The sequence below is a fragment of the Sinorhizobium sp. 6-70 genome (genome assembly GCF_030124375.1).
Lineage (GTDB): Bacteria > Pseudomonadota > Alphaproteobacteria > Rhizobiales > Rhizobiaceae > Sinorhizobium.
Genome location: NZ_JASKLS010000007.1, coordinates 57,315 through 82,784, shown reverse-complemented (window position 1 = coordinate 82,784; position 25,470 = coordinate 57,315). Strand labels below are relative to the sequence as shown.

Annotated in this window: 26 protein-coding genes; 14 read left to right on the top strand and 12 right to left on the bottom strand. The window is 62.8% G+C overall.

The features are described 5' to 3' along the window. Positions 1–73: 73 nt before the first annotated feature. On the bottom strand, positions 74–391 hold the full coding sequence (locus tag QN222_RS15575) for a 4a-hydroxytetrahydrobiopterin dehydratase (RefSeq protein ID WP_180939435.1): 318 nt from the start codon (positions 389–391) through the stop codon (positions 74–76). Between the two features lie 206 nt (positions 392–597). On the opposite strand from QN222_RS15575, the gene QN222_RS15570 reads away from it, so the two are divergent. Continuing rightward, complete coding sequence (locus QN222_RS15570; RefSeq protein ID WP_283960930.1) at positions 598–1,074, top strand: low molecular weight protein-tyrosine-phosphatase; 477 nt, start codon at positions 598–600, stop codon at positions 1,072–1,074. Here the strand turns inward: QN222_RS15570 and thpR are convergent. After that, the gene (gene thpR / locus QN222_RS15565) at positions 1,011–1,601 is read right to left on the bottom strand and encodes an RNA 2',3'-cyclic phosphodiesterase (protein WP_283960931.1); all 591 of its coding nucleotides are present in this window, start codon (positions 1,599–1,601) and stop codon (positions 1,011–1,013) included. The genes QN222_RS15570 and thpR overlap by 64 nt on opposite strands. 114 nt (positions 1,602–1,715) lie before the next feature. Then, positions 1,716–2,357: an arylesterase gene (locus tag QN222_RS15560; RefSeq protein WP_283960932.1), complete on the bottom strand. Its 642-nt coding sequence runs from the start codon at positions 2,355–2,357 to the stop codon at positions 1,716–1,718. A gap of 69 nt (positions 2,358–2,426) precedes the next feature. Here QN222_RS15560 and QN222_RS15555 point away from each other — a divergent pair, with 69 nt between their 5' ends. From QN222_RS15555 to QN222_RS15540, 4 genes are all read left to right on the top strand, one after another. Continuing rightward, positions 2,427–3,152 (top strand): ABC transporter ATP-binding protein, encoded by a 726-nt coding sequence (locus QN222_RS15555; RefSeq protein ID WP_283960933.1) that lies wholly within the window; start codon positions 2,427–2,429, stop codon positions 3,150–3,152. After that, the gene (locus QN222_RS15550; RefSeq protein ID WP_283960934.1) at positions 3,149–5,704 is read left to right on the top strand and encodes an ABC transporter permease; all 2,556 of its coding nucleotides are present in this window, start codon (positions 3,149–3,151) and stop codon (positions 5,702–5,704) included. The genes QN222_RS15555 and QN222_RS15550 overlap by 4 nt, the downstream gene beginning before the upstream one ends. Positions 5,705–5,917: 213 nt before the next feature. After that, positions 5,918–6,655 (top strand): Bax inhibitor-1/YccA family protein, encoded by a 738-nt coding sequence (locus tag QN222_RS15545; RefSeq protein WP_283960935.1) that lies wholly within the window; start codon positions 5,918–5,920, stop codon positions 6,653–6,655. Positions 6,656–6,804: 149 nt separating this feature from the next. Further along, positions 6,805–7,365, top strand: coding sequence for an N-acetyltransferase family protein (locus tag QN222_RS15540; protein ID WP_283960936.1), 561 nt, complete (start codon positions 6,805–6,807; stop codon positions 7,363–7,365). Positions 7,366–7,592: 227 nt separating this feature from the next. Here the strand turns inward: QN222_RS15540 and QN222_RS15535 are convergent, their stop codons facing one another. The 3 genes from QN222_RS15535 to acnA form a co-directional block, all read right to left on the bottom strand. Next, on the bottom strand, positions 7,593–7,994 hold the full coding sequence (locus QN222_RS15535) for a DUF2794 domain-containing protein (protein ID WP_168799068.1): 402 nt from the start codon (positions 7,992–7,994) through the stop codon (positions 7,593–7,595). Between the two features lie 361 nt (positions 7,995–8,355). Continuing rightward, on the bottom strand, positions 8,356–9,129 hold the full coding sequence (locus QN222_RS15530) for a thioredoxin family protein (protein ID WP_283960937.1): 774 nt from the start codon (positions 9,127–9,129) through the stop codon (positions 8,356–8,358). 171 nt (positions 9,130–9,300) lie between these two features. Beyond that, on the bottom strand, positions 9,301–11,991 hold the full coding sequence (acnA, locus tag QN222_RS15525) for an aconitate hydratase AcnA (RefSeq protein ID WP_283960938.1): 2,691 nt from the start codon (positions 11,989–11,991) through the stop codon (positions 9,301–9,303). A 270-nt stretch (positions 11,992–12,261) separates the two neighbouring features. On the opposite strand from acnA, the gene ccmA reads away from it, so the two are divergent. The 5 genes from ccmA to QN222_RS15500 all read left to right on the top strand — a co-directional run bounded on the left by ccmA (position 12,262) and on the right by QN222_RS15500 (position 15,322). Then, the gene (gene ccmA / locus QN222_RS15520) at positions 12,262–12,885 is read left to right on the top strand and encodes a heme ABC exporter ATP-binding protein CcmA (RefSeq protein ID WP_283960939.1); all 624 of its coding nucleotides are present in this window, start codon (positions 12,262–12,264) and stop codon (positions 12,883–12,885) included. Further along, positions 12,882–13,541, top strand: coding sequence for a heme exporter protein CcmB (gene ccmB / locus QN222_RS15515; RefSeq protein WP_283960940.1), 660 nt, complete (start codon positions 12,882–12,884; stop codon positions 13,539–13,541). Before ccmA ends, ccmB begins: the two co-directional genes overlap by 4 nt. Before the next feature lie 232 nt (positions 13,542–13,773). Further along, positions 13,774–14,544: a heme ABC transporter permease gene (locus QN222_RS15510; RefSeq protein WP_283960941.1), complete on the top strand. Its 771-nt coding sequence runs from the start codon at positions 13,774–13,776 to the stop codon at positions 14,542–14,544. Beyond that, on the top strand, positions 14,541–14,717 hold the full coding sequence (gene ccmD / locus QN222_RS15505; RefSeq protein WP_283960942.1) for a heme exporter protein CcmD: 177 nt from the start codon (positions 14,541–14,543) through the stop codon (positions 14,715–14,717). The genes QN222_RS15510 and ccmD overlap by 4 nt, the downstream gene beginning before the upstream one ends. After that, a complete protein-coding gene (locus tag QN222_RS15500) occupies positions 14,714–15,322 on the top strand; it encodes a DsbE family thiol:disulfide interchange protein (protein WP_283960943.1) in 609 nt (202 codons plus the stop codon). The genes ccmD and QN222_RS15500 overlap by 4 nt, the downstream gene beginning before the upstream one ends. 160 nt (positions 15,323–15,482) lie before the next feature. On the opposite strand, the gene QN222_RS15495 is transcribed toward QN222_RS15500, so the two are convergent. From QN222_RS15495 to QN222_RS15470, 6 genes are all read right to left on the bottom strand, one after another. After that, positions 15,483–16,076 (bottom strand): DUF2585 domain-containing protein, encoded by a 594-nt coding sequence (locus tag QN222_RS15495; RefSeq protein ID WP_283960944.1) that lies wholly within the window; start codon positions 16,074–16,076, stop codon positions 15,483–15,485. Continuing rightward, a complete protein-coding gene (locus QN222_RS15490; protein ID WP_283960945.1) occupies positions 16,073–16,705 on the bottom strand; it encodes a septation protein A in 633 nt (210 codons plus the stop codon). Before QN222_RS15490 ends, QN222_RS15495 begins: the two co-directional genes overlap by 4 nt. 232 nt (positions 16,706–16,937) lie before the next feature. Then, on the bottom strand, positions 16,938–18,731 hold the full coding sequence (ftsY, locus tag QN222_RS15485) for a signal recognition particle-docking protein FtsY (protein WP_283960946.1): 1,794 nt from the start codon (positions 18,729–18,731) through the stop codon (positions 16,938–16,940). Between the two features lie 15 nt (positions 18,732–18,746). After that, entirely contained in the window at positions 18,747–20,021 is a 1,275-nt protein-coding gene (gene mtaB / locus QN222_RS15480; protein WP_283960947.1) for a tRNA (N(6)-L-threonylcarbamoyladenosine(37)-C(2))-methylthiotransferase MtaB, read from the bottom strand. Continuing rightward, the gene (gene dapF, locus QN222_RS15475; RefSeq protein ID WP_283960948.1) at positions 20,018–20,923 is read right to left on the bottom strand and encodes a diaminopimelate epimerase; all 906 of its coding nucleotides are present in this window, start codon (positions 20,921–20,923) and stop codon (positions 20,018–20,020) included. Before dapF ends, mtaB begins: the two co-directional genes overlap by 4 nt. 93 nt (positions 20,924–21,016) lie before the next feature. Further along, positions 21,017–22,033 carry an MBL fold metallo-hydrolase gene (locus QN222_RS15470; RefSeq protein ID WP_284005495.1) on the bottom strand — a complete coding sequence of 339 codons (1,017 nt, stop codon included), beginning with the start codon at positions 22,031–22,033 and terminating at the stop codon, positions 21,017–21,019. Between the two features lie 122 nt (positions 22,034–22,155). On the opposite strand from QN222_RS15470, the gene QN222_RS15465 reads away from it, so the two are divergent. The 4 genes from QN222_RS15465 (at position 22,156) to QN222_RS15450 (ending at position 25,449) form a co-directional block, all read left to right on the top strand. Beyond that, on the top strand, positions 22,156–22,629 hold the full coding sequence (locus tag QN222_RS15465) for a MarR family transcriptional regulator (RefSeq protein WP_283964223.1): 474 nt from the start codon (positions 22,156–22,158) through the stop codon (positions 22,627–22,629). Further along, positions 22,626–23,273: a cysteine hydrolase gene (locus tag QN222_RS15460; RefSeq protein WP_283964224.1), complete on the top strand. Its 648-nt coding sequence runs from the start codon at positions 22,626–22,628 to the stop codon at positions 23,271–23,273. The genes QN222_RS15465 and QN222_RS15460 overlap by 4 nt, the downstream gene beginning before the upstream one ends. A gap of 259 nt (positions 23,274–23,532) precedes the next feature. Next, positions 23,533–25,101: a signal recognition particle protein gene (gene ffh / locus QN222_RS15455; RefSeq protein WP_283964225.1), complete on the top strand. Its 1,569-nt coding sequence runs from the start codon at positions 23,533–23,535 to the stop codon at positions 25,099–25,101. A gap of 12 nt (positions 25,102–25,113) precedes the next feature. Beyond that, positions 25,114–25,449 (top strand): chorismate mutase, encoded by a 336-nt coding sequence (locus QN222_RS15450; RefSeq protein ID WP_283964226.1) that lies wholly within the window; start codon positions 25,114–25,116, stop codon positions 25,447–25,449. Positions 25,450–25,470 lie beyond the last annotated feature (21 nt).

The following is a 25,470-nucleotide window of genomic DNA, read 5'->3' as shown; positions in this document are numbered from 1 at the left end:
GGCCTTACAGCGCCGCGCGTCTTTTCAGACGCGCAGAGAAACATGCAGGAGCCTGATATGGGAAGGGTGTCTGCTATTTCAAATGGTCGGGCATCCGGCCGGCGGCCGCGTGGTCCATTTTTGCCGCCAGCTTGAAGTCGAGCTCCGTCAGCCCGTTCGCATCATGCGTCGAAAGCGTGACGTCGACCCTGTTGTAGACGTTGAACCATTCGGGATGGTGGTCGAGCTTTTCTGCGGCAAGCGCGCATTGCGTCATGAAGCTGAATGCCTCCGCAAAATTCTTGAACCGAAACGCCTTCCAGATCGATGCGCCGTCCTCGGCAAGAACCCAACCTTCCATCTTGTGCAAATGCTCGGCGACAGCCTCGGCGTCCAGTTTTTCCGGCCTCATGTTGTTTCTCCCTGTGATCTTTCGTGCTTAACAACGGCCTACAACAAGTTTTTATCCTTAAATCGGTTCCGATATAAGGATAAAAACATGCCGTAATTCAAAGTGCTACAGCGGCCTTTGTGCGTCTGAAAAGACACGCGGCGCTGTCGTCGCAGATAAACTCCGCCCGTGCCGTGCCGCACAACTCTCGATGCCAACTGGGTAACATGAAGCCGGTCAGAATTCTCTTCGTTTGCCTTGGCAATATCTGCCGTTCGCCGCTGGCCGAAGGCGTCATGCGGGATCTGGCGCACAAGGCTGGTCACGGGCACGCGATTTCGGTCGATTCCGCCGGCATCGGCGCATGGCATGTGGGCGCTCCGCCGGATCAGCGGTCGATTTCAGTGGCGAAGGCGCACGGCATCGATGTTGCGGCCCTGCGCGGGCGCCAGGTCAGCACGGCGGATTTTGCGGCGTTCGACCTGATCCTCGGCATGGACACGAGCACCGTCCGCGACCTCAGTGCGCTCGCGCCGCCCGCAATGGCGGGCAAGGTGCATCTATTCATGCGCTACGCCACAGGTCAGGCGGGCGACGTTCCGGATCCCTACTACGAAGCGGCGGAAGTCTTCGAAGCGCTCTACCAGATGCTGGAAGCAGGGTGCTTGTCCCTGCTGGCAAGGCTCGAGGACCGCGCCTCGTGAAGCGGGAAAACCTCTTCGGTCAAGTACGGACCACCGCCGACCGAATCGCGCGACGACAGGAGAACGAAGCGGGCGACCGTAAAAGGTGAGGTGAGGAAATTGCCGCGCCCGGAAAGATAATTCACGACGTCCTCGACGCGCGAGGAACGTAGCCGCGCGAGCGTCACGTGGGGTGTGAACTTGCGCGGGTCCGGCGGCAGGCCGAGGCGCTGGCAGATGCGTTCGATTTCCGCCTGGAGCGCGAACATTTCCGGCTCGTTGCTGACGCCTGCCCAGACCGAATGCGGCTTTTTCGAGCCGAAGGCACCGGTGCCCGTCAATTGCAGCTGGAATTCGGGACGTTCGATCCGGTCGAGCCTTTCAACGATCTCGTCGGCGGTCCGTCCGTCGACATCGCCGATGAAACGCAGAGTGATGTGATAGTTCTCCACATCAATCCATCGAGCTCCGGGAAGACCTCCGCGCAGCAAAGAAAGGCTCATTGCTGCATTGCGCGGAATTTCGAGGGCGGTGAACAGTCTCGGCATGGCGAGCTCCCCGAATCTCTTGCAGATGTCTTAGCGAATCACGCATCGAGTCTGCACGCAACTGTTATTTAGCGCGACAGAGCGTTAACTTTCTCTTAACTGTGGACCGATTGATCAGTCTCCTTTCGCAAGTGTAGCAATGAATCGTTCCGCGACAGGCAGGAAGCGTTCGACCATCTTGCCGACGCCCTGGCTGTTCGGATGCATTCCGTCCTCGAGTTTCAGCGCGCCGTCCGTCACCACTCCGTCGAGAAAAAACGGATAGAGTTCGAGATCATATTTCGCTGCCAGTTCCGGGTAGATGGGGTTGAAGCGGGCGGCATAGTCGGTTCCCATGTTGGGCGGCGCCATCATGCCGGCGAGCAGCACGGCGATGCCGCGCTCCTTCAGCCGGGAGATCATTGCCTCTAGATTTTTCCGCGACTGTTCCGGCGGAATACCGCGTAATGCGTCGTTCGCACCTAACTCGAGGATGACGCCTTTCGTTCCATCCGGCACTGACCAGTCGATGCGGGAAAGGCCGCCGGAGGTCGTGTCGCCGGAAACGCCGGCATTGGCGATCGTGACGTCGAAGCCTTTGTCTTTCAAGGCCTTTTGGAGGCGGGCAGGAAAGGCGTCCTCGGGCGGGAGCTGAAAACCGGCCATGAGGCTGTCGCCGAAGCCGACGAGGCTCACACTCTCGGCGCGCACCGCTGACGATAACGCAATTGTCATTGCCAGGCTCAAGAAAAAGCGCAGAAAATCTTTTAATGCCATAGGCTCGTTCCTAAATCCCCGAGGCAATCATTTCGTCATCCAGTCGGTTTTCATATAGGGCTGTTTCGCGTGGCAAAAACCATCATCGAGCTGAAAAATGCCGACTTGACGCTGGGTGAGGCCGCGGCCGCAGTCCATGTGCTGAAGGCCGTGAGCCTCACGGTCGACGCCGGCGAATCCGTCGGGATCGTTGGCCCGTCCGGATCGGGAAAGTCGACGCTGCTGATGGTGCTCGCCGGCCTGGAGCGGCTGGACAGCGGCGAGATCGTCATCGACGGTACGCCTCTGCACGGTCTGAGCGAGGATAGGCTTGCGGATTTCCGGGGCCGCAACGTCGGAATCGTCTTCCAGTCCTTTCACCTCATTCCCAACATGACCGCGCTTGAAAACGTCGCGGTGCCGCTTGAGCTTGCGAATGTCCACAACGCCTTCGACGTGGCGCGCCAGGAACTCGTCGCGGTCGGCCTCGGCGACCGGCTGACGCATTATCCCGGGCAGCTTTCAGGCGGCGAGCAGCAGCGCGTCGCGATCGCCCGTGCGCTGGCGCCGTCACCGAAGCTCTTGATCGCCGACGAGCCCACCGGCAATCTCGACGCCGAGACCGGCCGTCAGATCACCGATCTGCTCTTTGCGGAACAGCGCGAACGCGGCATGACGCTGGTTCTCGTTACGCATGATGCCGCGCTTGCCGGGCGCTGCGCGCGGCAGGTTCAGGTGCGCTCCGGCGAGATCGTCTCCGGCGGACAGCCCGACTCGAGGGCCGCTTCCGTTCATCAGGAGGCGGCGTCGGCATGAGCGAGACGGGCGCAACCAGGCGCTTTCGCCCGCTTCTCGCCCTCCGACTGGCGTTGCGCGAAATGCGCGGCGGGCTCAGGGGCTTCTACATCTTCCTTGCCTGCATCGCGCTCGGCACGGCGGCGATCGCCGGCGTCAATTCCCTCTCGCAGTCGATCAGCGCCACGATCGCGTCGCAAGGGCAGGAGCTCCTTGCCGGCGATATCCGCTTCGAACTCAACAATCGCGTGGCGACGGCCGAGGAGCGCGCCTTCCTCGACAGCCTCGGCAGCGTCTCCGTTTCCTCGCGGCTCCGCTCCATGGCCCGGCTCCCCGATGGCTCCAACCAGGCGCTCGTCGAATTGAAGGCCGTCGACAATGCCTACCCGCTCTATGGCATTTTCGAAAGCGAGCCGGTCAGGCCGCTCGGCGAACTTTTGTCCAAGCAGGGGGAGGTGTTCGGCGCGGTGGCCGCGCCGTTGCTGCTGGAGCGTCTGGACATCCGCCCCGGCGAAGAAATCCTCCTCGGCAATGCGCGGGTTCGCATCAACGCCACGATCGTGCGAGAGCCGGACGCGCTTTCCGACGGTTTTGGTTTTGCGCCGAGGCTGATGGTCTCTGCTGATGCGCTTGCCGCCTCGGGCCTCGTGCAGACCGGCAGCCTCGTCGAGCACGGCTACAAGGTCAAGCTTGCCGATCCTCAGCGCGTCGCATCCGTTCGCTCCGAGGCGGAGAAGCGATTCCCGTCGGCCGGATGGTCGATCCGGACGAGCGGCAATGCCGCGCCGTCGCTCAACGCCAACATCACGCGTTTCTCGCAGTTCCTGACGCTCGTCGGCCTGACGGCGCTGATCGTCGGTGGCGTGGGCGTCGCCAACGCCGTGCGCGCCTATCTCGATGGCAAACGCAGCGTCATCGCAACCTTCAAATGCCTCGGCGCCCCGGCGTCACTGGTGGCCATGGTCTATCTCGCGCAGATCCTGATGATAGCGCTGATCGGCATCGGCATCGGCCTCGTTTTCGGCGCGCTGATCCCTTTCGTCGCGGCCCAGTTTCTCGCCGATGTGCTGCCCGTCCCGACGTCGTTCCAGCTCTACCCGTCGGCGCTCGGCCTCGCGGCGCTTTTCGGCCTCTTGACGGCGCTCGCCTTCGCCATCCTGCCCCTCGGCCGCGCGCGCCGGGTGCCGGCAACAGCGCTCTTCCGGCAACAGGGGTTCGAGCCCACCGGCTTTCCGGCCTGGCCCTATCTCGCAGGGGCGCTTGCCTGCCTTGCGGCGCTCGCCGGACTTGCCGTCTGGACCGCGTACGATCGCAGCATTTCGCTGATCTTCCTTGGCGCAATCGCCTTTGCCTTCATCCTGCTGCGCGGCGTGTCGTGGCTCATTTCCTGGCTGGCGCGGCGCAGCCCGCGGGTCAGCTCGCCGGCGCTGAGATTGGCGATCGGCAACATCCATCGCCCCGGCGCCCTGACGCCGTCGGTGGTGCTTTCGCTCGGTCTCGGTCTCGCCTTGCTCGTGACACTGGCGCTCATCGACGGCAATCTTCGGCGCGAACTCACCGGCGACATGGCCGAACGGGCTCCCAATTTCTTCTTCGTCGACATCCAGGGCAGCGAGATCGAAGGGTTTCGGTCGCTGCTTGCCCAGGCGATGCCGAAGGGTAAGGTCGTCGAAGTGCCGATGCTGCGCGGGCGCATCGTGGCGTTCAACGGCGAAGACGTGAACAGCCGCAACGTACCGCCCGGCGGGCAATGGGTGCTGCGCGGCGACCGTGGCATCACCTATGCCAAAAATCGGCCGGAGAACTCGACGCTCACCGAAGGCACCTGGTGGCCTGGGGACTACCAGGGTGAACCGCTGGTTTCGTTCTCGGCAGAGGAAGCCCGCGAACTCGGCCTGAAACTCGGCGACACGGTGACCGTCAACGTGCTTGGCCGCAACATCACCGCGAAGATCGTCAATTTCCGCAACGTCGAATGGGAATCGCTGTCGATCAACTTCGTCATGGTCTTCTCGCCGAACACCTTTGCCGGCGCGCCGCATGCCTGGCTCGCAACCGTCATCGATCCGGATGCCACGGCCAAGGAGGAGGCGGCGGTCTTGAAGTCGGTCACCAATACCTATCCGACGATCACCAGCGTGCGCGTCAAGGATGCGCTCGATATCGTCAATACGCTTCTCGCGCAGCTTGCCACGGCCATCCGCGCCGCCGCCGCGGTCGCCCTTGTCGCGTCGGTTCTCGTTCTTGCGGGGGCGCTCGCCGCCGGCAACCGTGCGCGCATCCACGATGCAGTTGTCCTGAAGACGCTGGGTGCCACGCGCGGCACGCTGATTCGCGCCTTCAGCTACGAATACATTATTCTCGGCTTCGCAACCGCCGTCTTCGCGCTGTTCGCCGGAGGTGTCTCCGCCTGGTTCGTGGTCAGCCGCGTGATGACGCTGCCGTCCGATTTCCTCCCGGATGTCGCGATCGCCACGATCGTCGTAGCACTCGTCATGACCGTCGGCATCGGTCTTGCAGGGACCTGGCGCATTCTCGGCCAGAAAGCCGCTCCGGTGCTGCGCGAATTGTGAGGCGGCAAATTAACCGTAAATCACCCTTGTTTGATGGCTCGAGGCCCGGCTTTGCGCGATTCCGGCCCTTCTGGGTCTTGTGCGTGACCGCATTCAACATCATATTTGTCCACAGGCATGCTGGAGCCCCGCAGCGGCGCCTGGGCGCTTGAAGGATGACAAACACTTACCGCCCGACACCGTCAATTCAACCGGGGCTTAAATGAGGAAACAATGGCTGATCTGAGAAACTACCAAACCCGAATGTCGCCCGCCGGCGCTCAGGCGGGTGCCGTGATCGACGAAGGCCTTCGCGCTTACATGCTGAAGGTCTACAACCTGATGGCTCTCGGGCTGGCGATCACAGGTGTAGCAGCTTACGGAACCTATGCGCTTGCCGTCTCCAATCCGGCATTCGCCCAGCTCATCTACGCTTCGCCTTTGAAGTGGGTCGTGATGCTGGCGCCGCTGGCGCTGGTCTTTTTCATGAGCTTCCGCATCAATTCGATGAGCGTCTCCGCAGCGCAGACGACGTTCTGGATCTACGCCGCCCTGATGGGGCTTTCCCTGTCCTCGATCTTCCTGGTCTTCACCGGCCAGAGCATCGTGCAGACGTTCTTCGTCACGGCCGCCTCCTTCGGCGCCCTGTCGCTATACGGCTACACGACGAAGAAGGATCTGTCGGGCTTCGGCACGTTCCTGATCATGGGCCTCTTCGGCCTGATCATCGCCTCGATCGTCAACATTTTTCTGGCGTCTTCGGCGTTCGCATTCGCGATCTCGGTGATTGGCGTGCTGGTCTTCGCCGGCCTGACCGCCTACGACACGCAGAAGATCAAGGAAATGTACTACGAGGCCGATGACGTCGCGGTTGTTGGCCGCAAGGCCATCATGGGCGCCCTGACGCTCTATCTCGACTTCATCAACCTGTTCATGTTCCTGCTGCAGTTCCTGGGCAACAGGAACGAGTAGTCGGACGCGCATCACAGAAAAGGCGGCTTCGGCCGCCTTTTTTGTTTGTTGCAGCGCCGCCCGTCCTTGTTAGACGCGCAAAGTCAGGCCTTGATCGCGCCGTCCGATCCATGCGATTTGATCGCGACAAGCCAACATCACGAAGTCCCATGTCTGTCATTCTCCGCGACGCCGTCGCTGCCGATCTTCCCGCACTTACCGAGATCTACCGCGAGTCCGTTTTGAACGGCGTGGCGACCTACGAGATAATGCCTCCCTCCGAGGCGGAGATGGCGCTGCGCTTTTCGACGATAACCGGCAACGGCTATCCCTATATCGTGGCGCAGGAGGATCACGGCAGAGCGATCATCGGCTACGCCTATGCGTCCGCATTCCGCACGCGGACGGCCTACCGCTTCCTGGTGGAGGATTCCATCTATCTCGCGCCGGAGGCGCGAGGCAAAGGCGTTGGCAGGGCCTTGCTCGCGGAACTGATCAGGCGATGCACGGCGCTTGGCTTTCGCCAGATGGTGGCGGTGATCGGCGGCGCGCACCCGTCATCGATCGCACTGCATCGCGCTCTCGGCTTCGAGCATCAGGGGTTCATGAAGGCGACCGGTTTCAAGCACGGCCGCTGGCTGGACACGGCGATCATGCAACTCGCGCTCGGAGACGGGACGGCAACCGACCCCGCCGAAGGCGTTTATCCCGATACGCTCTACCGGACCTGAGGTACTGCGCGTCTCCTTAAAATCGACCTCGATTTAAGGGGAAAGACAAGCAGCAATTCAAAGGGCTGCAGCGATCTTTGCGCGTCCGACAAGACGAGCGGCGCTTCAATTTCCCTCGAAGTGGTAGGATCGCCCTCACCTGCTCCGCGCGCACCACTCTTCGCCCCGCCTGCGGCGAGAAAGGTGCCGGCGGGCGGATGAGCGGCAATTCCAAAGGAGATATCGCGTCAGGTCTCGACGAGCTTCAGCACCTTGTCGAACACCTTGAGCACTAGGGCAAGCTCATGGCCGCGCTTCAATATAGTGCCGTGGGCGTTGAGCACGCTATAGGCGCCCTGCTTTGCCGCAAGCTTCGGGTTTTTCTCGATCCGATAGAGCGGCGTTTCCCCCGATCGCTTGAACACGGAGAACACAGCTCGATCCTTCGTGTGGTCGATCGCATAGTCGCGCCATTCGCCCTCGCCGACCATACGGCCATAGACCCGCAAAATCTGGTCCAGCTCGCGGCGATGAAATGTAACGGGTGGGGGATTCCTGGCGTTCTTGTATTCGTGAAAATCGACCACTTGCGACGTGGCCTGGCCCTGGCGACGCGTCTCGCCTTCCGGTAAATCCGGTTGATCAGTCATCAGTATTTCGGCCTTCTGATGTGACAGGACTACGACAGTGTGCCTGACACGAGCGGAAAAGCAAGTCGGAAGCCGGTGAACAATGCCGGCAATTCTTGTCCTTGCCGCAATTCAGTCAAATCGGCGCCCCAATTCACGGCAAGACTTCGACCGCTGCCGGACAGAGTCGTTGCCACCGTATGTCCGGACAGGTCGTCATGCTGCGGGAGATATTACGAACGCAGACATGACCGGTTCGGTCCGGTAACTTCGAACCCTCAGCCCCAGCCCCTCGATGCTGCCGGGCCGAACCACCCCCGTCACACCGCGCCGCGCGTCTTGTCAGACGCGCAAAATAAGGAACATCCGGAAATCAGCGGGTTCAAAGCTTGCCCTGCGGGCCGGCAAGAACGGCTGCCGCCCCGACAATGGCCCCCGGCGTTTCCGCATCCTTCATCGATTGCAGCAGGACGGCGCAGCCACTGTTGCCATTTCCCTCGATAAGGACGGAGGCAGGCAGTGTGAATTCGGCCGGCTTGCCATCCCACATGCCGATGGTCTGTATGTCGCGCACGGCATGCCAATAGGCGATCTGCTTGCCGCTGTTTTCGCCCTTCTCGACATCGACCACCTTGGCGCGCTCGAAATAGACGACGACAACATTGGCCTTGCCCTCGCCGGCGCCGACCTTGATCGAGATTCCATCGTCGCCGATCGCCGCCTCGACCGGAACGGCCAGTCCCCGGCCCTCCGTGTTCATCGCGTCGAGCCGGCTCCTGATCGCCTGCAGATTGGCGCCGTTGAGATGATCGCGCCCGTTGAGGACTGCTTGCGGCGTATAGACGCCGTTGCGGCCGAGCATGCGGGCATAGGCATATTGCCGTTCGGTATTTTCCTTGGAAGCGAGCGTGTCGGCCCAGCCGAGGTAGTTCCAGTAGTCGACGTGATAGGCGAGCGCGACGACGTCGCCCTCATCGACGAGCTTTTTGAGCGCCGCATCCGCCGGCGGGCAGGATGAGCAGCCCTGGCTGGTGAAGAGTTCGACGACGCCCTTGATTGTCCTTCCGTCGTCCGCCGTAACCGCTCCGCAGCCTGCCGTCAGAAACCCTATCGTCAGGGCGAGACGCCGGATGGTTGTTCTATAGGCGAATGTCATGGCGTCACTTTATTGTAGGCAGGCTCGAATGCTGGAATTCATACATACGACGGCCGCACTTCAACGGAAAGTCACGTTGGAGTGAGCATTTCGCCACCTGCCGGTACGGAGATGTGAAAAAGCCGGGGCATCTTTCGATGTCCCGGCTTCCCGTGCGCGTGTGACCAGCAATCAGGCTGCGAGGTCGCGCAGAACCGTCTGCAGGATGCCGCCATTGTTGACGTAGGTGACCTCGTCAAGCGTGTCGATGCGGCAGATCAGCGGAACTTCCTTGACCGAGCCGTCGCCATAGGTGATCCGGGCCAGGCGCCTTTCGCGCGGCTGGACATTGGCGAGGTTGTCGATGGTCACGACCTCGTCGCCCTTCAGGCCCAGCGACTCCCAGGTCATGCCTTCCTCGAAGACAAAGGGGATGACGCCCATGCCGACGAGGTTCGAACGGTGGATACGCTCGAAGGACTGGGCGATCACCGCCTTGACGCCGAGCAGGTTGGTGCCCTTGGCCGCCCAGTCGCGCGAGGAACCGTTGCCGTATTCGACACCGGCGAAGATGACGAGCGGAATGCCCTCTTCCTTGTACTGCATGGCCGCGTCGTAGATCGACATCTCCTCCTTCGACGGATAGTGGATGGTGTAGCCACCTTCCTTGCCGTTCGGGCCGAGCATGTGGTTGCGGATGCGGATGTTGGCGAAGGTGCCGCGCATCATCACTTCATGGTTGCCACGGCGGGTGCCGTACTGGTTGAAGTCGGCGACGCCGACGCCATGGCCGAGCAGGTAGGAGCCTGCCGGCGACTGGGCCTTGATCGAACCGGCCGGAGAAATGTGGTCGGTGGTGATCTTGTCGCCGAAGAGGCCGAGGACGCGGGCGCCCTTGATGTCGGAGATACCGGCGCCCTTCTTGCCCATGCCGACGAAGTAGGGCGGGTTCTGGACATAGGTGGAAGCCTCGTCCCAGGCATAGGTCTGGCCCGCCGGAACCTGAACCGCCTGCCAGTTGGCGTCGCCCTTGAACACGTCGGCATATTTCGTCGCGTAGAGTTCGCGGGTGACATACTTGAAGATGAAGTCCTGGATTTCCTGCGAGGTCGGCCAGATGTCCTTCAAGTAGACCGGCTTGCCGTCCTTGTCCTCGCCGATCGGCTCCTTGGTCAGATCCTTCTGGACCGTGCCGGCAAGCGCGTAGGCGACGACGAGCGGCGGCGAGGCGAGGTAGTTCGCCTGGACGTCCGGCGAGATGCGGCCCTCGAAGTTGCGGTTGCCGGAGAGAACGCCGGCGGCGATCAGGCCCTTGTCGTTGATCGTCTTCGAGATTGGGCCCGGCAGCGGACCGGAGTTGCCGATGCAGGTGGTGCAGCCGAAACCGACCAGGTTGAAGCCGAGCTTGTCGAGATCGGCCTGCAGGCCGGACTTCGCCAGATATTCACCGACGACCTGCGATCCGGGCGCGAGCGAGGTCTTGACCCACGGCTTCGTCTTCAGGCCCTTGGCGACCGCGTTGCGGGCGAGCAGGCCGGCGGCGATCAGGACCGACGGGTTCGAGGTGTTGGTGCAGGAGGTGATGGCTGCGATCGCAACGTCGCCATGGCCGATGTCGAAATCCGTGCCTTCGACGGCATAACGGTTCGAAAGCTGACCGGGTTTCTTGTAGTCGCTTTCGAGCGCGGTTGCGAAGCCGGAGCCGATGTTTTCGAGCGCAATGCGGCCTTCCGGGCGCTTGGGGCCGGCCATCGACGGCACCACGTCGCCGAGGTCGAGTTCCAGCGTGTCGGTGAAGACGAGATCGGAGCCGTCGCCTTCGCGCCACATGCCTTGAGCCTTCGAATAGGCTTCGACCAGCGCGATGCGGCTCTCTTCACGGCCCGACATGGTGAGATAATTGATCGTTTCGGCATCGACCGGGAAGAAGCCGCAGGTCGCGCCGTATTCCGGACCCATGTTGCCGATCGTCGCGCGGTCGGCGAGCGTCATGTTGTCGAGGCCCGGGCCGAAGAATTCGACGAACTTCGAAACCACGCCCTTCTTGCGCAGCATCTGGACGACCGTCAGCACCAGGTCGGTCGCGGTGACGCCTTCCTTGAGCTTGCCGGTCAGCTTGAAGCCGATGACTTCCGGCAGCAGCATGGAGACCGGCTGGCCGAGCATCGCGGCTTCCGCTTCGATGCCGCCGACCCCCCAGCCGAGCACGCCGAGGCCGTTGATCATCGTCGTGTGGCTGTCGGTGCCGACGCAGGTATCGGGGTAGGCGGTCACTTCGCCGTCTTCTTCGCGGGTCCAGACCGTCTGGCCGAGATACTCCAGATTGACCTGGTGACAGATGCCGGTGCCGGGCGGCACGACGCGGAAGTTCTTGAAGGCCTGCTGGCCCCATTTCAGGAAGCGGTAGCGTTCGCCGTTGCGCTGGTATTCCAGCTCGACATTGCGGGCAAAGGCCTGAGGCGTGCCGAATTCGTCGACGATGACCGAGTGGTCGATGACGAGGTCGACGGGGACGAGCGGATTGATCTTCTCCGGATCGCCGCCGAGCGAGACCATGGCGTCGCGCATCGCCGCGAGGTCGACGACGGCCGGGACGCCGGTGAAGTCCTGCATCAGAACGCGTGCCGGACGGTAGGCGATTTCGTTTTCCGCGGTGCCCTTGTCGCTGAGCCATGCGGCGACGTTCTCGATGTCCTTCTTGGTGACCGAGCGGCCATCCTCATTGCGCAGCAGGTTCTCCAGCAGCACCTTCATCGAATAGGGAAGCTTCGAAACGCCGGCAAGGCCGTTCGCTTCCGCCTTCGGAAGGCTGTAATAGACATAATCCACGCCATTGACGGTGAGCGTGGAGCGACAATTGAAGCTGTCTAGGGATTTGGACACTGGATAATACCCCGTTCCGTCTGATCGCCAAAAGCTGACGTACGAACGCCCGAGCGCCTGTGAAGCGCGAAATGGGATGCGGGTGCGGCCATTTCCGCTGTCCGTACGCGGAATGTCATTCCATGTTCGGCGCTTGGATGAAATTCACGCCGACCGCTGGCGTGTTGGCCGCGTTATAGATAATTTCTCCAGATGGTGCCAGACCAACCAAGGTTCAATCGGAACTTTTTTTGGTGTGCGGCAGAGAGCGTCAAGGGAAGCTGAAAATACATGCGCCTGCTGGCTGAAGGTTTGAGTGCGAGGCGCGGCGAGGACCTGATTTTTAACGATATTTCCTTTGCTCTCGGAGCCGGAGAGGCCCTCGTGGTGACGGGGCCGAACGGCTCCGGCAAGTCGACCCTGCTTCGCGTTCTTGCGGGGCTCCTGCGGGCCGAATCGGGCAGGTTCAGAATCGAGGGAGGACCGGCGGAAATCGCGCATCCCTACGAGCTCAGCCATTATCTCGGCCATCGCAACGCGATGAAGCGGGAGCTGACCGTCCGGGAAAATCTTTCCTTCTGGCAGCGTTTCATGGGTGATTCGCCCGGAGGTTCCGGCATCGACGTCAACGAAGCCGCCGAAGCCGTCGGGCTTGCCGGCATCACGCACCTGCCCTTCGGCTATCTTTCCGCCGGCCAGCAGCGGCGCATGGCGATGGCGAAGCTCCTCGTCGCCTACAGGCCGATCTGGTTGCTCGACGAGCCGACCGCGGCGCTCGATGCGGGGGCGGACAGGCTGTTCGCCGGGCTCGTGACGGCGCATCTCGAACACGGGGGCATCGTCATTGCCGCCACCCATCAGCCTCTGGGGCTCGGGTCGACGCAGAGCTTGCAGATGAAGGGGTTCACCCATTGATCTCCCTCTTCTTCCGCGACCTCAAACTCTCGGTGCGTGCCGGCGGCGGCGCGATGATCGGCGTGCTGTTCTTCATGACCGTCGTTGCCGTCGTCCCTTTCGGGGTCGGACCGGATCTCAACCTGCTGTCGCGCATCGGCCCGGCGATGCTCTGGATCGGCGCGCTGCTCGCCTCGCTGCTCGGTCTCGACCGTCTTTTCCAGGCGGAGCGCGAGGACGGCTCGCTCGATCTTCTGCTGATGCAGGAGACGCCGGTCATTCTGACCATATTCGTCAAGTGTGCCGCCCATTGGGCCGCAACCGGCCTGCCGCTTGTCATTGCCTCGCCGCTGCTCGGCCTTTTCATGAATATGAACGAGCTGGCTATCGGCGCCACCATGCTCACGCTTCTTGCCGGAACGCCCGCGATCACCTTCATCGGCGCCGTCGGTGCCGCCGTCGCGGTCGCCTTGCCGCGCGGCGGATTGCTCGTCTCGATCCTTGTTCTGCCGCTTGCCATCCCGGTGCTGATCTTCGGCGTCAGTGCGGTTTATGCGGCGATCGAGGATCCCGCCCCGTTTCTGCCGCCTTTCATGATATTGATGGCGATAACCCTGTTCTTCGCAGTGATCGGTCCGGTCGCCGCCGCCGCCGCGCTCAGGCATTCGGCCGATTAATGCATGTCGCTCAAAAGTGCGCAGCGGTTCGGGATAACGACATGCGTAAGTCAAAGGCACGACAGGCGTTAACGCAATCGTGATTGGCCACTGCACAATTGCTTGGATCGAATTCGATCTAGGGCCAAAATTATCAGCAATTCAAAGTGCTGCAGCGACCTTTGCGCGTCTAAAGGACGCGCGGCGCCGTAGGTCAATTGCGGAAGGGATGCTTCCGCGTTAAAGAGCCGTCATGAGCGAAAACAGCCTGGCTATCCGCAAATTCAGCGACCTCGCCAACCCGACCCGGTTTCTGGCGCTGGCGGATCGTGTCCTGCCCTGGCTTGCCGCCGCCACCACCCTGTTCTTCGTTGCTGGCCTCTGGCTTTCCTTCACCACCGAAGGCGATTACCAGCAGGGCGAGACCGTCCGTATCATGTATGTGCATGTGCCGGCAGCCTGGCTGTCGATGATGTGTTATACGGTGATGGCGATTTCCGCGCTCGGCACCCTCGTCTGGCGCCATCCGCTCGCCGACGTTTCCGCCAAGGCGGCCGCGCCGATCGGCGCCTGCTTCACCTTTCTCGCGCTTGTGACCGGTTCGCTCTGGGGCAAACCGATGTGGGGAGCCTGGTGGGTCTGGGATGCGCGACTGACCTCGGTCTTCGTGCTCTTCCTCATGTATCTCGGGCTGATTGCACTCAATCGCGCCATGGACGATCCCGCCCGTTCGGCGCGCGTCTCGGCCGTGCTGGTGCTGGTCGGCTTCGTCAACATTCCGATCATCAAGTTCTCGGTCGAATGGTGGAACACGCTGCATCAGCCGGCGAGCGTCATGCGTCTCGGTGGGCCGACGATCGATTCCGAGTTCTTGTGGCCGCTTCTCGTCATGGCGGTCGCCTTCACGCTGCTGTTCTTCACGCTGCACATCGCCGCGATGCGCAACGAGATCTGGCGCCGCCGGGTCACGTCGCTCCGCCGTCAGGCTGTACGCAACGCCGGCCGGGAGGCACAGGCACTATGATGAGCCACGCCGCTTATGTTTTTGCCAGCTATGCCGTCGCCGCCGTCACGGTCGCGGGACTGGTGTCATGGGTCATCGGCGATGGCCGCGCCCGCCAGCGTGAGTTGAAGGAACTCGAGGCGGCGGGCATCCGACGCCGCTCGGCGGAAGCCCCTGGCGGGGCCGGCCGATGAGCAGCACCCAGGCGCCTCAGCCCGACGAGCGCAAGCCCGGCGCCTTGCGCTTCGTATTTGCGGCGCTGCCGCTGATCATTTTCGCGGCTCTGGCGCTGATCTTCTGGAGCCAGCTGAACTCCGGCAAGGATGTCAGCGAAATTCCGTCGGCGCTGATCGGCACGAAGGCGCCGAAGCTCGATCTGCCGCCGCTTGAGGGTGCGACGCTTGCCGGCCAGCCGATGCCGGCGCTCAACGATGCGGCGATCAAGGGCAGGCTGACGCTCGTCAATGTCTGGGCCTCCTGGTGCGTGCCGTGCCGCCAGGAGCACCCGATCATCCTTGAGCTCTCCAAGGATCCGCGGCTTGTGGTCGTCGGCATCAACTACAAGGACCAGAACGAAAACGCGTTGCGTTTCTTGGGCGAGCTCGGCAATCCGTTTTCGGCGATCGGCGTCGACCCGCGCGGCAAGGCCGCGATCGACTGGGGCGTCTACGGCATCCCGGAATCCTACCTCGTCGGCGCCGACGGCACGATCCTCTACAAGCGCGTCGGCCCGTTTGACGAACGCAGCCTCAAGGAAGGGCTGATGCCAGCGATCGAGAAGGCGCTGGCTGCGTCATGAGCGGCGATTCGAGCAGTGAAGCGCGGGCGTTATTGCCCCTGACCCTAACCCTCTCCCCACAAGCGGGCGAGGGGACTGGGCGCCGCAAGTCTCCTTCGCCCCGCGTGCGGGGAGAAGGTGGCCGGCAGGCCGGATGAGGGGCGAATGCGCGCGTGAGCCGCTAAAGCCCCGCCTGCCAGCCCTTCACCGCATCGAGCGGCCAGACGAGCATCAGCACGTTCAAGGTCAGGTTGTCGCGCACCGTCCAGGCGGTGAAGAGCTCGAGCACGATCGCGATCACGACGGTCAACGCCACCGGCAGCCGCGAGGCGAGCAGGAAACCCGTGGCCATAGCGAGCGTGTCCATGGTGGAGTTCAGGATGCTGTCACCGAAATAGTCGAGCGAGATCGTCGCCGAACGGTAGCGGTTGATCACCATCGGCGTGTTTTCGGCAATCTCCCAGGCGGATTCGATCATGGTCGCAAGGAAGAGGCGCGCGCTCAGCGGCTTGCCGCGCAGAGCCAAGTGACCGAGGCCGTAGAAGAGGAAGCCGTGAATGATGTGGGACGGCGTGTACCAGTCGGTGAGGTGCTGCGAGTTGCCACTGGACTTGACCACGCCCTCCCAGAGCTTGACGTAGCCGCATTCGCAGATCCACAGCCGGCCCATGAAATGCTGCGCCAATATCTGGACCGCGAGCACACCAAGGCAGGCGATCAGCCAGAACCGGGCCCAGCGTTGTCTGTTGTCGTCGGTCCCGGCCGCGATGGTCACTCGGCGCTATCCTGTTCGAGCGAATGCTTCATGATCAACGGCATCTGGGCCAAGGTGAACAGAATGGTGATCGGCATCGTTCCCCAGACTTTGAAGGCCACCCAGAAATCCGTCGAGAAGGTACGCCAGACGATTTCGTTCAGCACGGCGAGGAACAGGAAGAACAGGCCCCAGCGGATCGTCAGCTTCCGCCAGCCATCCTCGTCCAGCCTGAAGGCGGAATGGAAGACGTAGCCGAGCAGGGATTTGCCGAACAGGAGACCGCCGAGCAGGATCGCGCCGAAGAGCGTGTTGACGATCGTCGGCTTCATCTTGATGAAGGTGTCGTTCTGCAGCCAGAGCGTCAGCGCACCGAAGACGAAGACGACGATCCCGGAAACGAGCGGCATCATCGGCAGCGTCCGAGTCATGATCCAGGAAGCGACAAGCGCGATCGCCGTTGCCGCCATGAAGAGCCCGGTGGCGATGAAGATCGGTCCGCCGAGTTCGGCAAGCACGGGAAAGCGGCCGGCCAGCCAATCGCCGCGGGAATTGGCGAAGAAGAAAACCATGAGCGGCCCGAGCTCCAGCACGAGCTTCAGGAGCGGGCTCACCTCTGTCCGCGGTTTGGCGGCTTCGATTGTCGACATATGCGGATCCTGTTCTTGCATATCGCGCCTTCTACCGCGCCGCGCGTCCGAGACGCGCAAGGGTCGCTGTAGCACTTGAGTGCTGCTCATAACACCAGCATTGCGGCAAAACCATATCAACGAGGCGGACGGCGTCCAAACGTTCTTCCGAGATGGGCGGCCCTACTGCGGCGCGCGTCCTTTCGGACGCGCAGCAGCACTCCGGGTCCGACTTACGGAAACATGCAGGGCATCAGGCAGCCACGCCAGCGATCGCGTCGGCGAAATCCTTTGCCTCGAAGGGCTCGAGATCGTCGACACCCTCGCCGACGCCGATGAAGTAGACCGGCAACTTATGCTTGGCGGAGATCGCGACCAGGATACCGCCGCGCGCGGTGCCGTCGAGCTTGGTCATGATCAGGCCGCTGACGCCCGCGACGTTGCGGAAGATCTCGACCTGCTGCAGGGCATTCTGCCCGGTCGTCGCGTCGAGCGTCTGCAGGACCGTATGTGGCGCATCGGGATCGAGCTTGCCGAGCACGCGGACGATCTTTTCGAGTTCCGCCATCAGCTCGGCCTTGTTCTGCAGTCGCCCCGCAGTATCGATGATCAGCACGTCCGACTTCTTCTCGCGAGCGAGCTGGAACGCTTCATAGGCAAGGCCGGCTGCGTCGGCGCCGAGCTTCGAGGAGACGATGTCGGATTTCGTCCGCTCGGCCCAGATCTTCAACTGTTCGATGGCTGCGGCGCGGAAGGTATCGCCGGCCGCAAGCATCACTTTCAGGCCGGCGCCGGAAAGCTTGGCGGCGAGCTTGCCGATCGTCGTCGTCTTGCCGGTGCCGTTGACGCCGACGACGAGGATCACGTGCGGCTTGTGGCTGAGATCGAGCTCAAGCGGTTTGGCGACCGGGGCCAGCACCTTGGTGATCTCGCCGGCCATGATGCGCGACACATCCTCGCCGGAGACGTCCTTGCCATAGCGCTCGGAGGCGAGCGTATCGGTGATGCGCATCGCCGTCTCGACGCCGAGGTCGGCCTGGATCAACAGATCTTCGAGATCCTGCAGCGTCGCCTCGTCGAGCTTCCTCTTGGTGAAGAGGCTGGCGATCTGGCCGGTGAGTTGCGACGAAGTGCGGGCGAGGCCGCGGCGCAGCCGCTGATACCAGGAAAGCTTCTGCTGAGGGGCTGGCGCTGCTTCCTTCGGACGCTGGTCGGCGGTGGCGAACCCTTTGGGCAGGCTTGGTGCGCCCGTCTCATCCTTGGGGGAGAGCTGTCCCGAAGGGACAGAATCGGATGTCGCGGCGTCATCGCGAAGCGCGGCGTGATCGGAGGAGGCTTCACCCCCCTCTGCTCTGCCGGGCATCTCCCCCACGGGGGGGGAGATTGGAGGAGGCACGCTCTCGTCGTCCATCGCGACGGCTTCGTCGGCGGCGAGCTCCGCGTTTGCCTCCGGCTCTTGGTGCTTGCTATCCTCGGTCTCGGTCTCCGTCTCGGTCGAAGCGGGCAGGTCGTCCCCGCCCGCCGGTTCCTCACGTGAGGCGGTGCGGTCGTCCTCGGTGGTGACCTCGGTCTCCCTCTGATCTCCCCCCTTGTGGGGGACATGTCCCGAAGGGACAGAGGGGGGTGTCACGCCCTCATCGCGAAGCTCAACATTCTCGGAAGGGTGCTCACCCCCCTCTGCTCCGCCGAGCATCTCCCCCGCAAGGGGGGAGATTGGACGCGGCGCGCCCTCGTCCTCCACGGCGACGTTCTCGTCTGCTGCTGGACCAGTGCTTTCCGATACGCCTTCGCCCGCGGCTTCACTCTCCGGCGCCGCGGTCTCGGGCGAAACGCCCAAATCTTCCGTGCCGGCCTTCGCCTCCTCGATGGCGGCCCGATCCTCGGCGGTCGCTTCGGGCGCCGGCTCTCGCTCTTTGTCGTGTATATCTTCCGACGGGACAGAGGGGGTTATCGTCTCCGCTTCCGGCGCCTCCTGCGGTGGCGCGGATTTCTCCTCGACGGCGCCCTTGCCGAAGGAGAAGATCTTCTTGATGAAACCAATCGCCATGGGAATGTCCGGATTTCAGGCCGCAGCCATCTGTTTTTGTTGCATCGTCAGATGCTTGCCATTGTGGCCGGTAATTGTGACAGCAACGAGCGACCGCGGTTTGAGGGCGGCCGCATCGACGAGCGTGAAGTTTTCCGTGTGCCCCAGCCCGTTCATCTCGACCAGTATCGTCTGCTCGCTGCCGATCATACGATCGAGATGGGCGGCGTAGAGGTCCGCCCCCTTCGCACGCAGCCGCGCCGCACGCTCCTTGATGAGCGCGCGATCGAGCTGCGGCATGCGCGCGGCCGGCGTACCGGGGCGCGGGCTATAGGGAAAGACGTGGAGATGCGCGATGCCGCAGTCCTCCGCAAGGCGCGCGGCGTTCTCGAACATCTCTTCGGTTTCGGTCGGAAAGCCGGCGATCATGTCGGCGCCGAAGCTGATCTCGGGCCGCAGGCGGCGGACCTCGTCGCAGAAGGCACGGGCATCGGCGCTCGCATGCCGCCGCTTCATCCGCTTCAGAATGAGGTCGTCGCCGTGCTGGAGCGAAAGATGTAGATGCGGCATGAAGCGCGGCTCGTCGGCGATCAGGTCGAGCAGGTGCCGGTCGACCTCGATGCTGTCGATCGACGAGAGGCGCAGGCGCCGGATTTCCGGCACCTGCTTCAACAACGTCTTGGCAAGCAGGCCGAGGGTTGGCGTTCCGGGTAAGTCGGCGCCATAGCTTGTCGCATCGACGCCGGTCAGCACGATCTCGCGATAACCGCCCTCGACGAGCCGGTGCGCCTGGTCGACGACGGCGCCCATCGGCACGGAGCGGGAATTGCCGCGGCCATAGGGGATGATGCAAAAGGTGCAGCGGTGGTCGCAGCCGTTCTGCACCTGGATGAAGGCGCGAACATGCCCGTCGATGTGCTTCACCATCTGCGGCGCGGTGGCGCGCACGCTCATGATGTCGTTGACGCGGAGTTTTTCCTCCGCCGAGACGCCGAAATCGGGCAGCGAACGGTAGGAGGCGCTCTCGAGCTTCTCCTCGTTGCCGAGGACCGCATCGACCTCGGCCATTTCGGCAAAGATTTGCTTCTCGGTCTGGGCGGCGCAGCCGGTGACGATGATCCGGGCGTGCGGGTTGTCGCGCCGTGCGCGGCGGATCGCCTGGCGTGCCTGGCGCACGGCCTCGCCAGTCACCGCACAGGTGTTGACGAGAATGGCGTTGTTCAGCCCCGCCTTCTCGGCTTCGGCCCGCATCACTTCCGATTCATAGGTGTTGAGGCGGCAGCCGAAGGTTATGACCTCGACGCCGCTCAAAGCGCCCGCGCTCCGCTGTCACCAGCCGCTGCTGCGTCGCGCTGAAAGGCGCCGGTGGCGGGATCGACGGTGCCCGACCACTCCCATTCGGCCGGGCCGGTCATGACGACGTGGTCGTCGCGCTCGCGCCATTCGATGAGGAGCGGCCCGCCCGGAACGTTCACGGTCACCGTCCGCTCGGTTCGTCCGGTTCTCGCGCCGCTGGCCGCGGCGGCACAAGCCGCCGAGCCGCAGGCGAGCGTCAGCCCTGCGCCGCGCTCCCAGGTTCGCAGGTCCATTTCATCACGCGACCGGACGCGGGCGATCGAGATATTGGCGCGCTCGGGAAAGATCGGATGATTTTCGAGCAGCGGACCGAAGCGATCGAGCTCGTAGGACCAGACGTCGTCATCGACCCAGAAGATCGCATGCGGGTTGCCCATGGAGGCGACGGACGGCGAATGCAGCACCGGGTCGTCGATCGGCCCGATCTGCAATTCGATCCGGCGCGTGTCGTGGAATTCTTCGGCCAGCGGGATTTCGTTCCAGCCGAAACGCGGGCTTCCCATGTCGACCGAAATCGTGCCGTCCTCATGCTCCTTGGCTTCGAGGAGGCCCGCAACGGTGTGGAAGAGGAAAGCCTTCTTGCCGGTTTCGGCGGCGAGTGCCTGCACGACGCAGCGGGTGCCGTTGCCGCAAGCCTGTGCCATCGTTCCGTCCGAATTGATGATGTCGATCCAGGCATCGGTGCCGGCGGCCTTCGGATCGTGGATCGCCATGATCTGGTCGAACTCGGTTGCCGGATCGGCATTGAGCGCGATCGCGGCATGAGGTGTGACGCGATCCTTGCGGCCGCGCATGTCGACGACCAGGATCTTGTTTCCAAGCCCGTTCATCCTGGCAAATTGCACGCTGTCGGCCATGTCACGATTGTCCAAACTGGCCTCTACTTCGGAGAGGCGTCCTTCATTTGCGCTGTATATGGCGGAAAAGCCCGAAAATTACCAGTACCGGCTTCATTCGGCCTTCGATGAGATCGCAGGAACGTCGAAGATCTCGCCGGGGCGCATCGCCCGGAAACGCGCCCGCTCGATGCCGGCGCTGTCGAGTGCCGCCTCCAGGGCTCTCAGCGGCTCTTCGATCCCTTCATTGGTCAATCGGAACGTGCCCCAGTGATGACCGGCGACGTGTCCAGCGCCGCAGGCGATCATGCCCCTGACCGCCTCCTCCGGATTCTGGTGCTGGGACGCCATGAACCAGCGCGGCTCGTAGCAACCGAACGGCAGATTGGCCAGCCGGAAGGGACCGTGCTTGGCGCGGGCCGCACGATAGTTGATGCCGTCGTGAAAACCGGTGTCGCCGACATGATAGATCTTGCCGGCCGGCGTCTCGATGACGAAGGCCGCCCAAAGTGCCATGCGCCGGTCGCCGGAACCGCGGGCCGACCAGTGATGGCAGGGTTCGGCATGGATAATGATCCCGTCGTCGAGCTCGACCCGGTCGCCCCAATCGACAACGGATATTGCTGCATTCGGAACCGAGCGCCGGATGATCGTGTCGTTGCCGAGCGGCGTCACGACGTGCGGCGCGTGCTCCTCGTTCAATGCCATGAGCGTGTCGAGGTCGAGGTGGTCGTAGTGATTGTGCGTGACGAGGACGATGTCGATCGGCGGCAGGTCGTCCATCAGAATGCCGGGTGCGTTGCGCCGGTGGGGACCGGCAAAGATAAAGGGGCTGGCGCGATGCGACCAGACCGGATCGGTCAGGATGTTCAGGCCGCCGACCTGGATCAGGAGCGTGGCATGTCCGACCATTGTTACCCGGAGACCGTCTCCCTCGACATTGAGATCGGGTCTTGCCTGTAGGAACGGACTGGCACGATGCGCAGGCCATTTCGCCCGGCCACCGCCAAGCTGCCAGCGCAAGAAAGCGCCAAGGCCGCGCGGCGCGGTGCCGCCCGGATTGAAGAAGCGAACGCCGTCGAAATGATCCGAAACGGGGCCGGTATAATAGGGATTGCCACCCTTCGTCATTGCCGTCCTCGGCTGCCGTTGTCATGCAACAAGATACGCGCACTGGACGCCTCATCACAGGGTTCGGGCAAGAGTCCTTAACAAATTCTTGAAGATGACAACTCGATTGCTATTATCGGTCGATGCTCGTCCGCTTCGACAAACAGGAACGGCTCTACAAAGCCGTCAAACTTGTCCGCCCAATCCAGCTCAACGTCAACAGGACGGTGGAGAAGATGCTCGAGGGGGCGGGGATTACGGTTGCCGAGAGAGCCGTCCTCGAAATGCTTTGCGACGAGCCGCTGACGGTGCCGGAGGCGGCAAGGCGCCTGTCGATGAAGCGCCAGTTCGTCCAGCGCATCGCGGCTGGGCTCTTCGCAAAGGACCTGATCGAGAAAAAGCCCAATCCCGAGCACCGCAAAGCCTATTTCTGCGTCCCGAGCACCGCCGGCCGTGAGTTGTTCAACGCCGTTCACCAGCGCGAACTCGAACTGCTGCATGCTGTCCTCGGGGATATCAACCAGACCGAGGTGGTGGTGGCTCTTCGGGTGATGGCGCGCATCGACTCGGCATTCGAGGAACTGGCGCGTCAGCTGGGCACGGAGGAAAGTGGATGATTGCGGTTCTCTCGGTGGTCGCGGCGGTCATCGTTGCGGCTGCCCTCTTCGTCATCCGCTTGAAATACGAACTGCGGAGAGCGAATACGCCGACCACGGGCGAGCGCATCGACATTTCCATGCGGCCGAACCTGGCGCTGCTTGTCATCGACATACAGAAGGACTTCACCTCGATCGGCGGAAAATACGGATGGGACGAGGCCTACCTGAAGTCGCGCCTTGCCATGATCAGCACGGCTACGGTCAAGGCAAGCGAGGCCGAAATACCGGTGATCGCCATCCGCCATGTCTATCGCGCGCCGCTCATCAGGCTGATGATCTGGCTTTTCGGCGAGCGGCGGGGAATCCCCGGATCGAAAGGGCTCGGTCTCGCACTGCCGCTGTCGCCGGATTTCGAGGTGGTGAAGTCGCTGAGCGATGGCTTCTCCTCGCCGGAGCTCGAAGGGTATCTCGCTGCAAACAGGGTCGGCACCTTGCTACTGACGGGGCTCGACGGCTGCCATTGCGTCCAGAACACCGCCAACGGCGCGCTTAATCGCGGCTATCGGGTCGAAATCCTCGAAAACGCCGTATTGAGCCGCGATGAAGCCGGGTGGCGCAAGCATGCCGAGGCGCTCGAAGGGCGGGGCGCCGTGCTGACCTGAAGCGGCCTCAAGCGAATTTGCCGCTGATCCTTGACTTTTCACCGGCTTTCCTGTTTATCGCGGCCAAATTCCTTCGCAAGTGATGACTTCGAAGCCGCCGACCGGGCCCCGCAGAGGTATAAAGAGAGCCCGGAGGTCAACATCCGACAGCGCGTTGCGCCCTCGGGTGGTTTTTGACTTTGCGCCTTGTTTTCCGTGCGAGGGAACCCACGTTTCCGGCTGAACCGTTGGTGAAACCGGAAACCAGAAGGAAGAGAGAATGTTCGAGAGCCTCCAGGACCGTCTTGGTTCCATATTGAATGGACTGACCGGCCGCGGTGCCCTGTCGGAAGCTGATGTTTCCGCGGCGCTTCGGGAGGTTCGCCGTGCGCTGCTCGAAGCGGACGTGGCGCTCGATGTCGTGCGTACCTTCACCGAGAAGGTTCGCGAGAAGGCGGTCGGCGCCGAAATCCTGAAATCGATCAAGCCCGGCCAGATGGTCGTCAAGATCGTCCATGACGAGCTCGTCGCGATGCTCGGTTCCGAGGGCGTGCCGATCGATCTCAATGCGCCGGCCCCGGTCGTCATCATGATGGTCGGCCTCCAGGGCTCGGGCAAGACGACGACGACCGGCAAGATCGCCAAGCGCCTGACGGGCAGGGACAAGAAAAAGGTCCTGATGGCCTCGCTCGATACGCGCCGTCCGGCAGCGCAGGAGCAGTTGCGCCAGCTCGGCGTCCAGACCGGCGTCGATACGCTGCCGATCATCGCCGGCCAGTCTCCGACCGACATCGCCGCGCGTGCCGTCCAGGCGGCCAAGCTCGGCGGCCATGACATCGTCATCCTCGATACCGCCGGCCGCACCCATATCGACGAGCCGCTGATGATCGAGATGGCGGAGATCAAGCGGAAGTCCAATCCGCATGAGATCCTGCTCGTCGCCGATGCGCTGACCGGTCAGGACGCCGTCAATCTCGCCCGCAATTTCGACGACCGTGTCGGCATCACCGGTCTCGTGCTGACCCGCATGGACGGCGACGGCCGCGGCGGTGCGGCACTGTCGATGCGCGCCGTCACCGGCAAGCCGATCAAGCTGATCGGCGTCGGCGAAAAGATGGACGAACTCGAGGAGTTCCATCCCCGCCGCGTTGCCGACCGCATCCTCGGCATGGGCGATATCGTTTCGCTGGTCGAGAAGGCGGCAGAAAACATCGACGCCGAGAAGGCGGCAGCCATGGCCGCCAAGATGGCCAAGGGCAAGTTCGACCTGGACGACCTTGCCGACCAGCTCAAGCAGATGCAGAAAATGGGCGGCATGGGCGGCATCATGGGGCTGATGCCGGGCATGGCCGGCATGAAGGACAAGATGGCCGCTGCCGGCCTCGATGACAGGCTCTTCAAACGCCAGCTCGCGATCATCTCGTCGATGACCAGGGCCGAGCGCGCCAACCCGGACATCCTCAAGCATTCGCGCAAGAAGCGCATCGCTAGCGGCTCCGGCACCGATGCCGCCGACATCAACAAGCTTCTCAAGATGCACCGCCAGATGGCGGACATGATGAAGATGATGGGCGGCAAGGGCAAAGGCGGTATGATGAAGCAGATGATGGGCGGCCTTGCCAACAAGATGGGCCTCGGGGGCCTGGGCGGCGGCATGCCGGATCTGTCGAAGCTCGACCCCAAGCAGCTCGAAGCCCTGCAGAAGCAGGCCGAGGCTGCCGGACTCGGAAAACCCGGCGGCGGCTTGCCCGGTCTCGGCAGCGGCGGGCTGCCTGGTTTGGGCGGCGCCAAGCTTCCGGGTCTTGGTGGCGGCTTCCCAGGTCTTCCCGGCCTGCCGAAAAAGAAGTGAGGATCGCAGAGAATGATTGATCCCGAGATCAGAGAGGAATTGGCGGGCTACCGGCAGTCGATCGACAATATCGATGCCGCGCTCGTCCACATGCTGGCCGAACGCTTCCGCTGCACCAAGGCGGTCGGCGTTCTGAAAGCCAAGCATCAATTGCCGCCGGCCGATCCGGCGCGCGAGGAATACCAGATCGAACGCCTCCGCCGCCTGGCGAAGGATGCCAATCTGGACCCGGATTTCGCCGAGAAGTTCCTGAACTTCATCATCAAGGAAGTCATCCGGCATCATGAAGCCATCGCCGCCGATCGCTCGCAGCCCGCGAGCAACGCCGGCGCCACACATTCCGCTTGAACGAAGCGGTCAAGAAAGCCT

Coding starts and splice junctions, on each gene's coding strand:
- ffh (WP_283964225.1), top strand. CDS start 23,533: ATGTTCGAGAGCCTCCAGGACCGTCTTGGTTCCATATTGAATGGACTG.
- QN222_RS15560 (WP_283960932.1), bottom strand. CDS start 2,357: ATGGCATTAAAAGATTTTCTGCGCTTTTTCTTGAGCCTGGCAATGACA.
- ccmA (WP_283960939.1), top strand. CDS start 12,262: ATGCGCCTGCTGGCTGAAGGTTTGAGTGCGAGGCGCGGCGAGGACCTG.
- thpR (WP_283960931.1), bottom strand. CDS start 1,601: ATGCCGAGACTGTTCACCGCCCTCGAAATTCCGCGCAATGCAGCAATG.
- QN222_RS15545 (WP_283960935.1), top strand. CDS start 5,918: ATGGCTGATCTGAGAAACTACCAAACCCGAATGTCGCCCGCCGGCGCT.
- QN222_RS15465 (WP_283964223.1), top strand. CDS start 22,156: ATGCTCGTCCGCTTCGACAAACAGGAACGGCTCTACAAAGCCGTCAAA.
- QN222_RS15550 (WP_283960934.1), top strand. CDS start 3,149: ATGAGCGAGACGGGCGCAACCAGGCGCTTTCGCCCGCTTCTCGCCCTC.
- QN222_RS15535 (WP_168799068.1), bottom strand. CDS start 7,994: ATGACTGATCAACCGGATTTACCGGAAGGCGAGACGCGTCGCCAGGGC.
- QN222_RS15510 (WP_283960941.1), top strand. CDS start 13,774: ATGAGCGAAAACAGCCTGGCTATCCGCAAATTCAGCGACCTCGCCAAC.
- QN222_RS15530 (WP_283960937.1), bottom strand. CDS start 9,129: ATGACATTCGCCTATAGAACAACCATCCGGCGTCTCGCCCTGACGATA.
- QN222_RS15460 (WP_283964224.1), top strand. CDS start 22,626: ATGATTGCGGTTCTCTCGGTGGTCGCGGCGGTCATCGTTGCGGCTGCC.
- QN222_RS15450 (WP_283964226.1), top strand. CDS start 25,114: ATGATTGATCCCGAGATCAGAGAGGAATTGGCGGGCTACCGGCAGTCG.
- QN222_RS15540 (WP_283960936.1), top strand. CDS start 6,805: ATGTCTGTCATTCTCCGCGACGCCGTCGCTGCCGATCTTCCCGCACTT.
- ccmD (WP_283960942.1), top strand. CDS start 14,541: ATGATGAGCCACGCCGCTTATGTTTTTGCCAGCTATGCCGTCGCCGCC.
- QN222_RS15575 (WP_180939435.1), bottom strand. CDS start 391: ATGAGGCCGGAAAAACTGGACGCCGAGGCTGTCGCCGAGCATTTGCAC.
- QN222_RS15500 (WP_283960943.1), top strand. CDS start 14,714: ATGAGCAGCACCCAGGCGCCTCAGCCCGACGAGCGCAAGCCCGGCGCC.
- dapF (WP_283960948.1), bottom strand. CDS start 20,923: ATGGCCGACAGCGTGCAATTTGCCAGGATGAACGGGCTTGGAAACAAG.
- ftsY (WP_283960946.1), bottom strand. CDS start 18,731: ATGGCGATTGGTTTCATCAAGAAGATCTTCTCCTTCGGCAAGGGCGCC.
- QN222_RS15570 (WP_283960930.1), top strand. CDS start 598: ATGAAGCCGGTCAGAATTCTCTTCGTTTGCCTTGGCAATATCTGCCGT.
- QN222_RS15490 (WP_283960945.1), bottom strand. CDS start 16,705: ATGTCGACAATCGAAGCCGCCAAACCGCGGACAGAGGTGAGCCCGCTC.
- QN222_RS15470 (WP_284005495.1), bottom strand. CDS start 22,033: ATGACGAAGGGTGGCAATCCCTATTATACCGGCCCCGTTTCGGATCAT.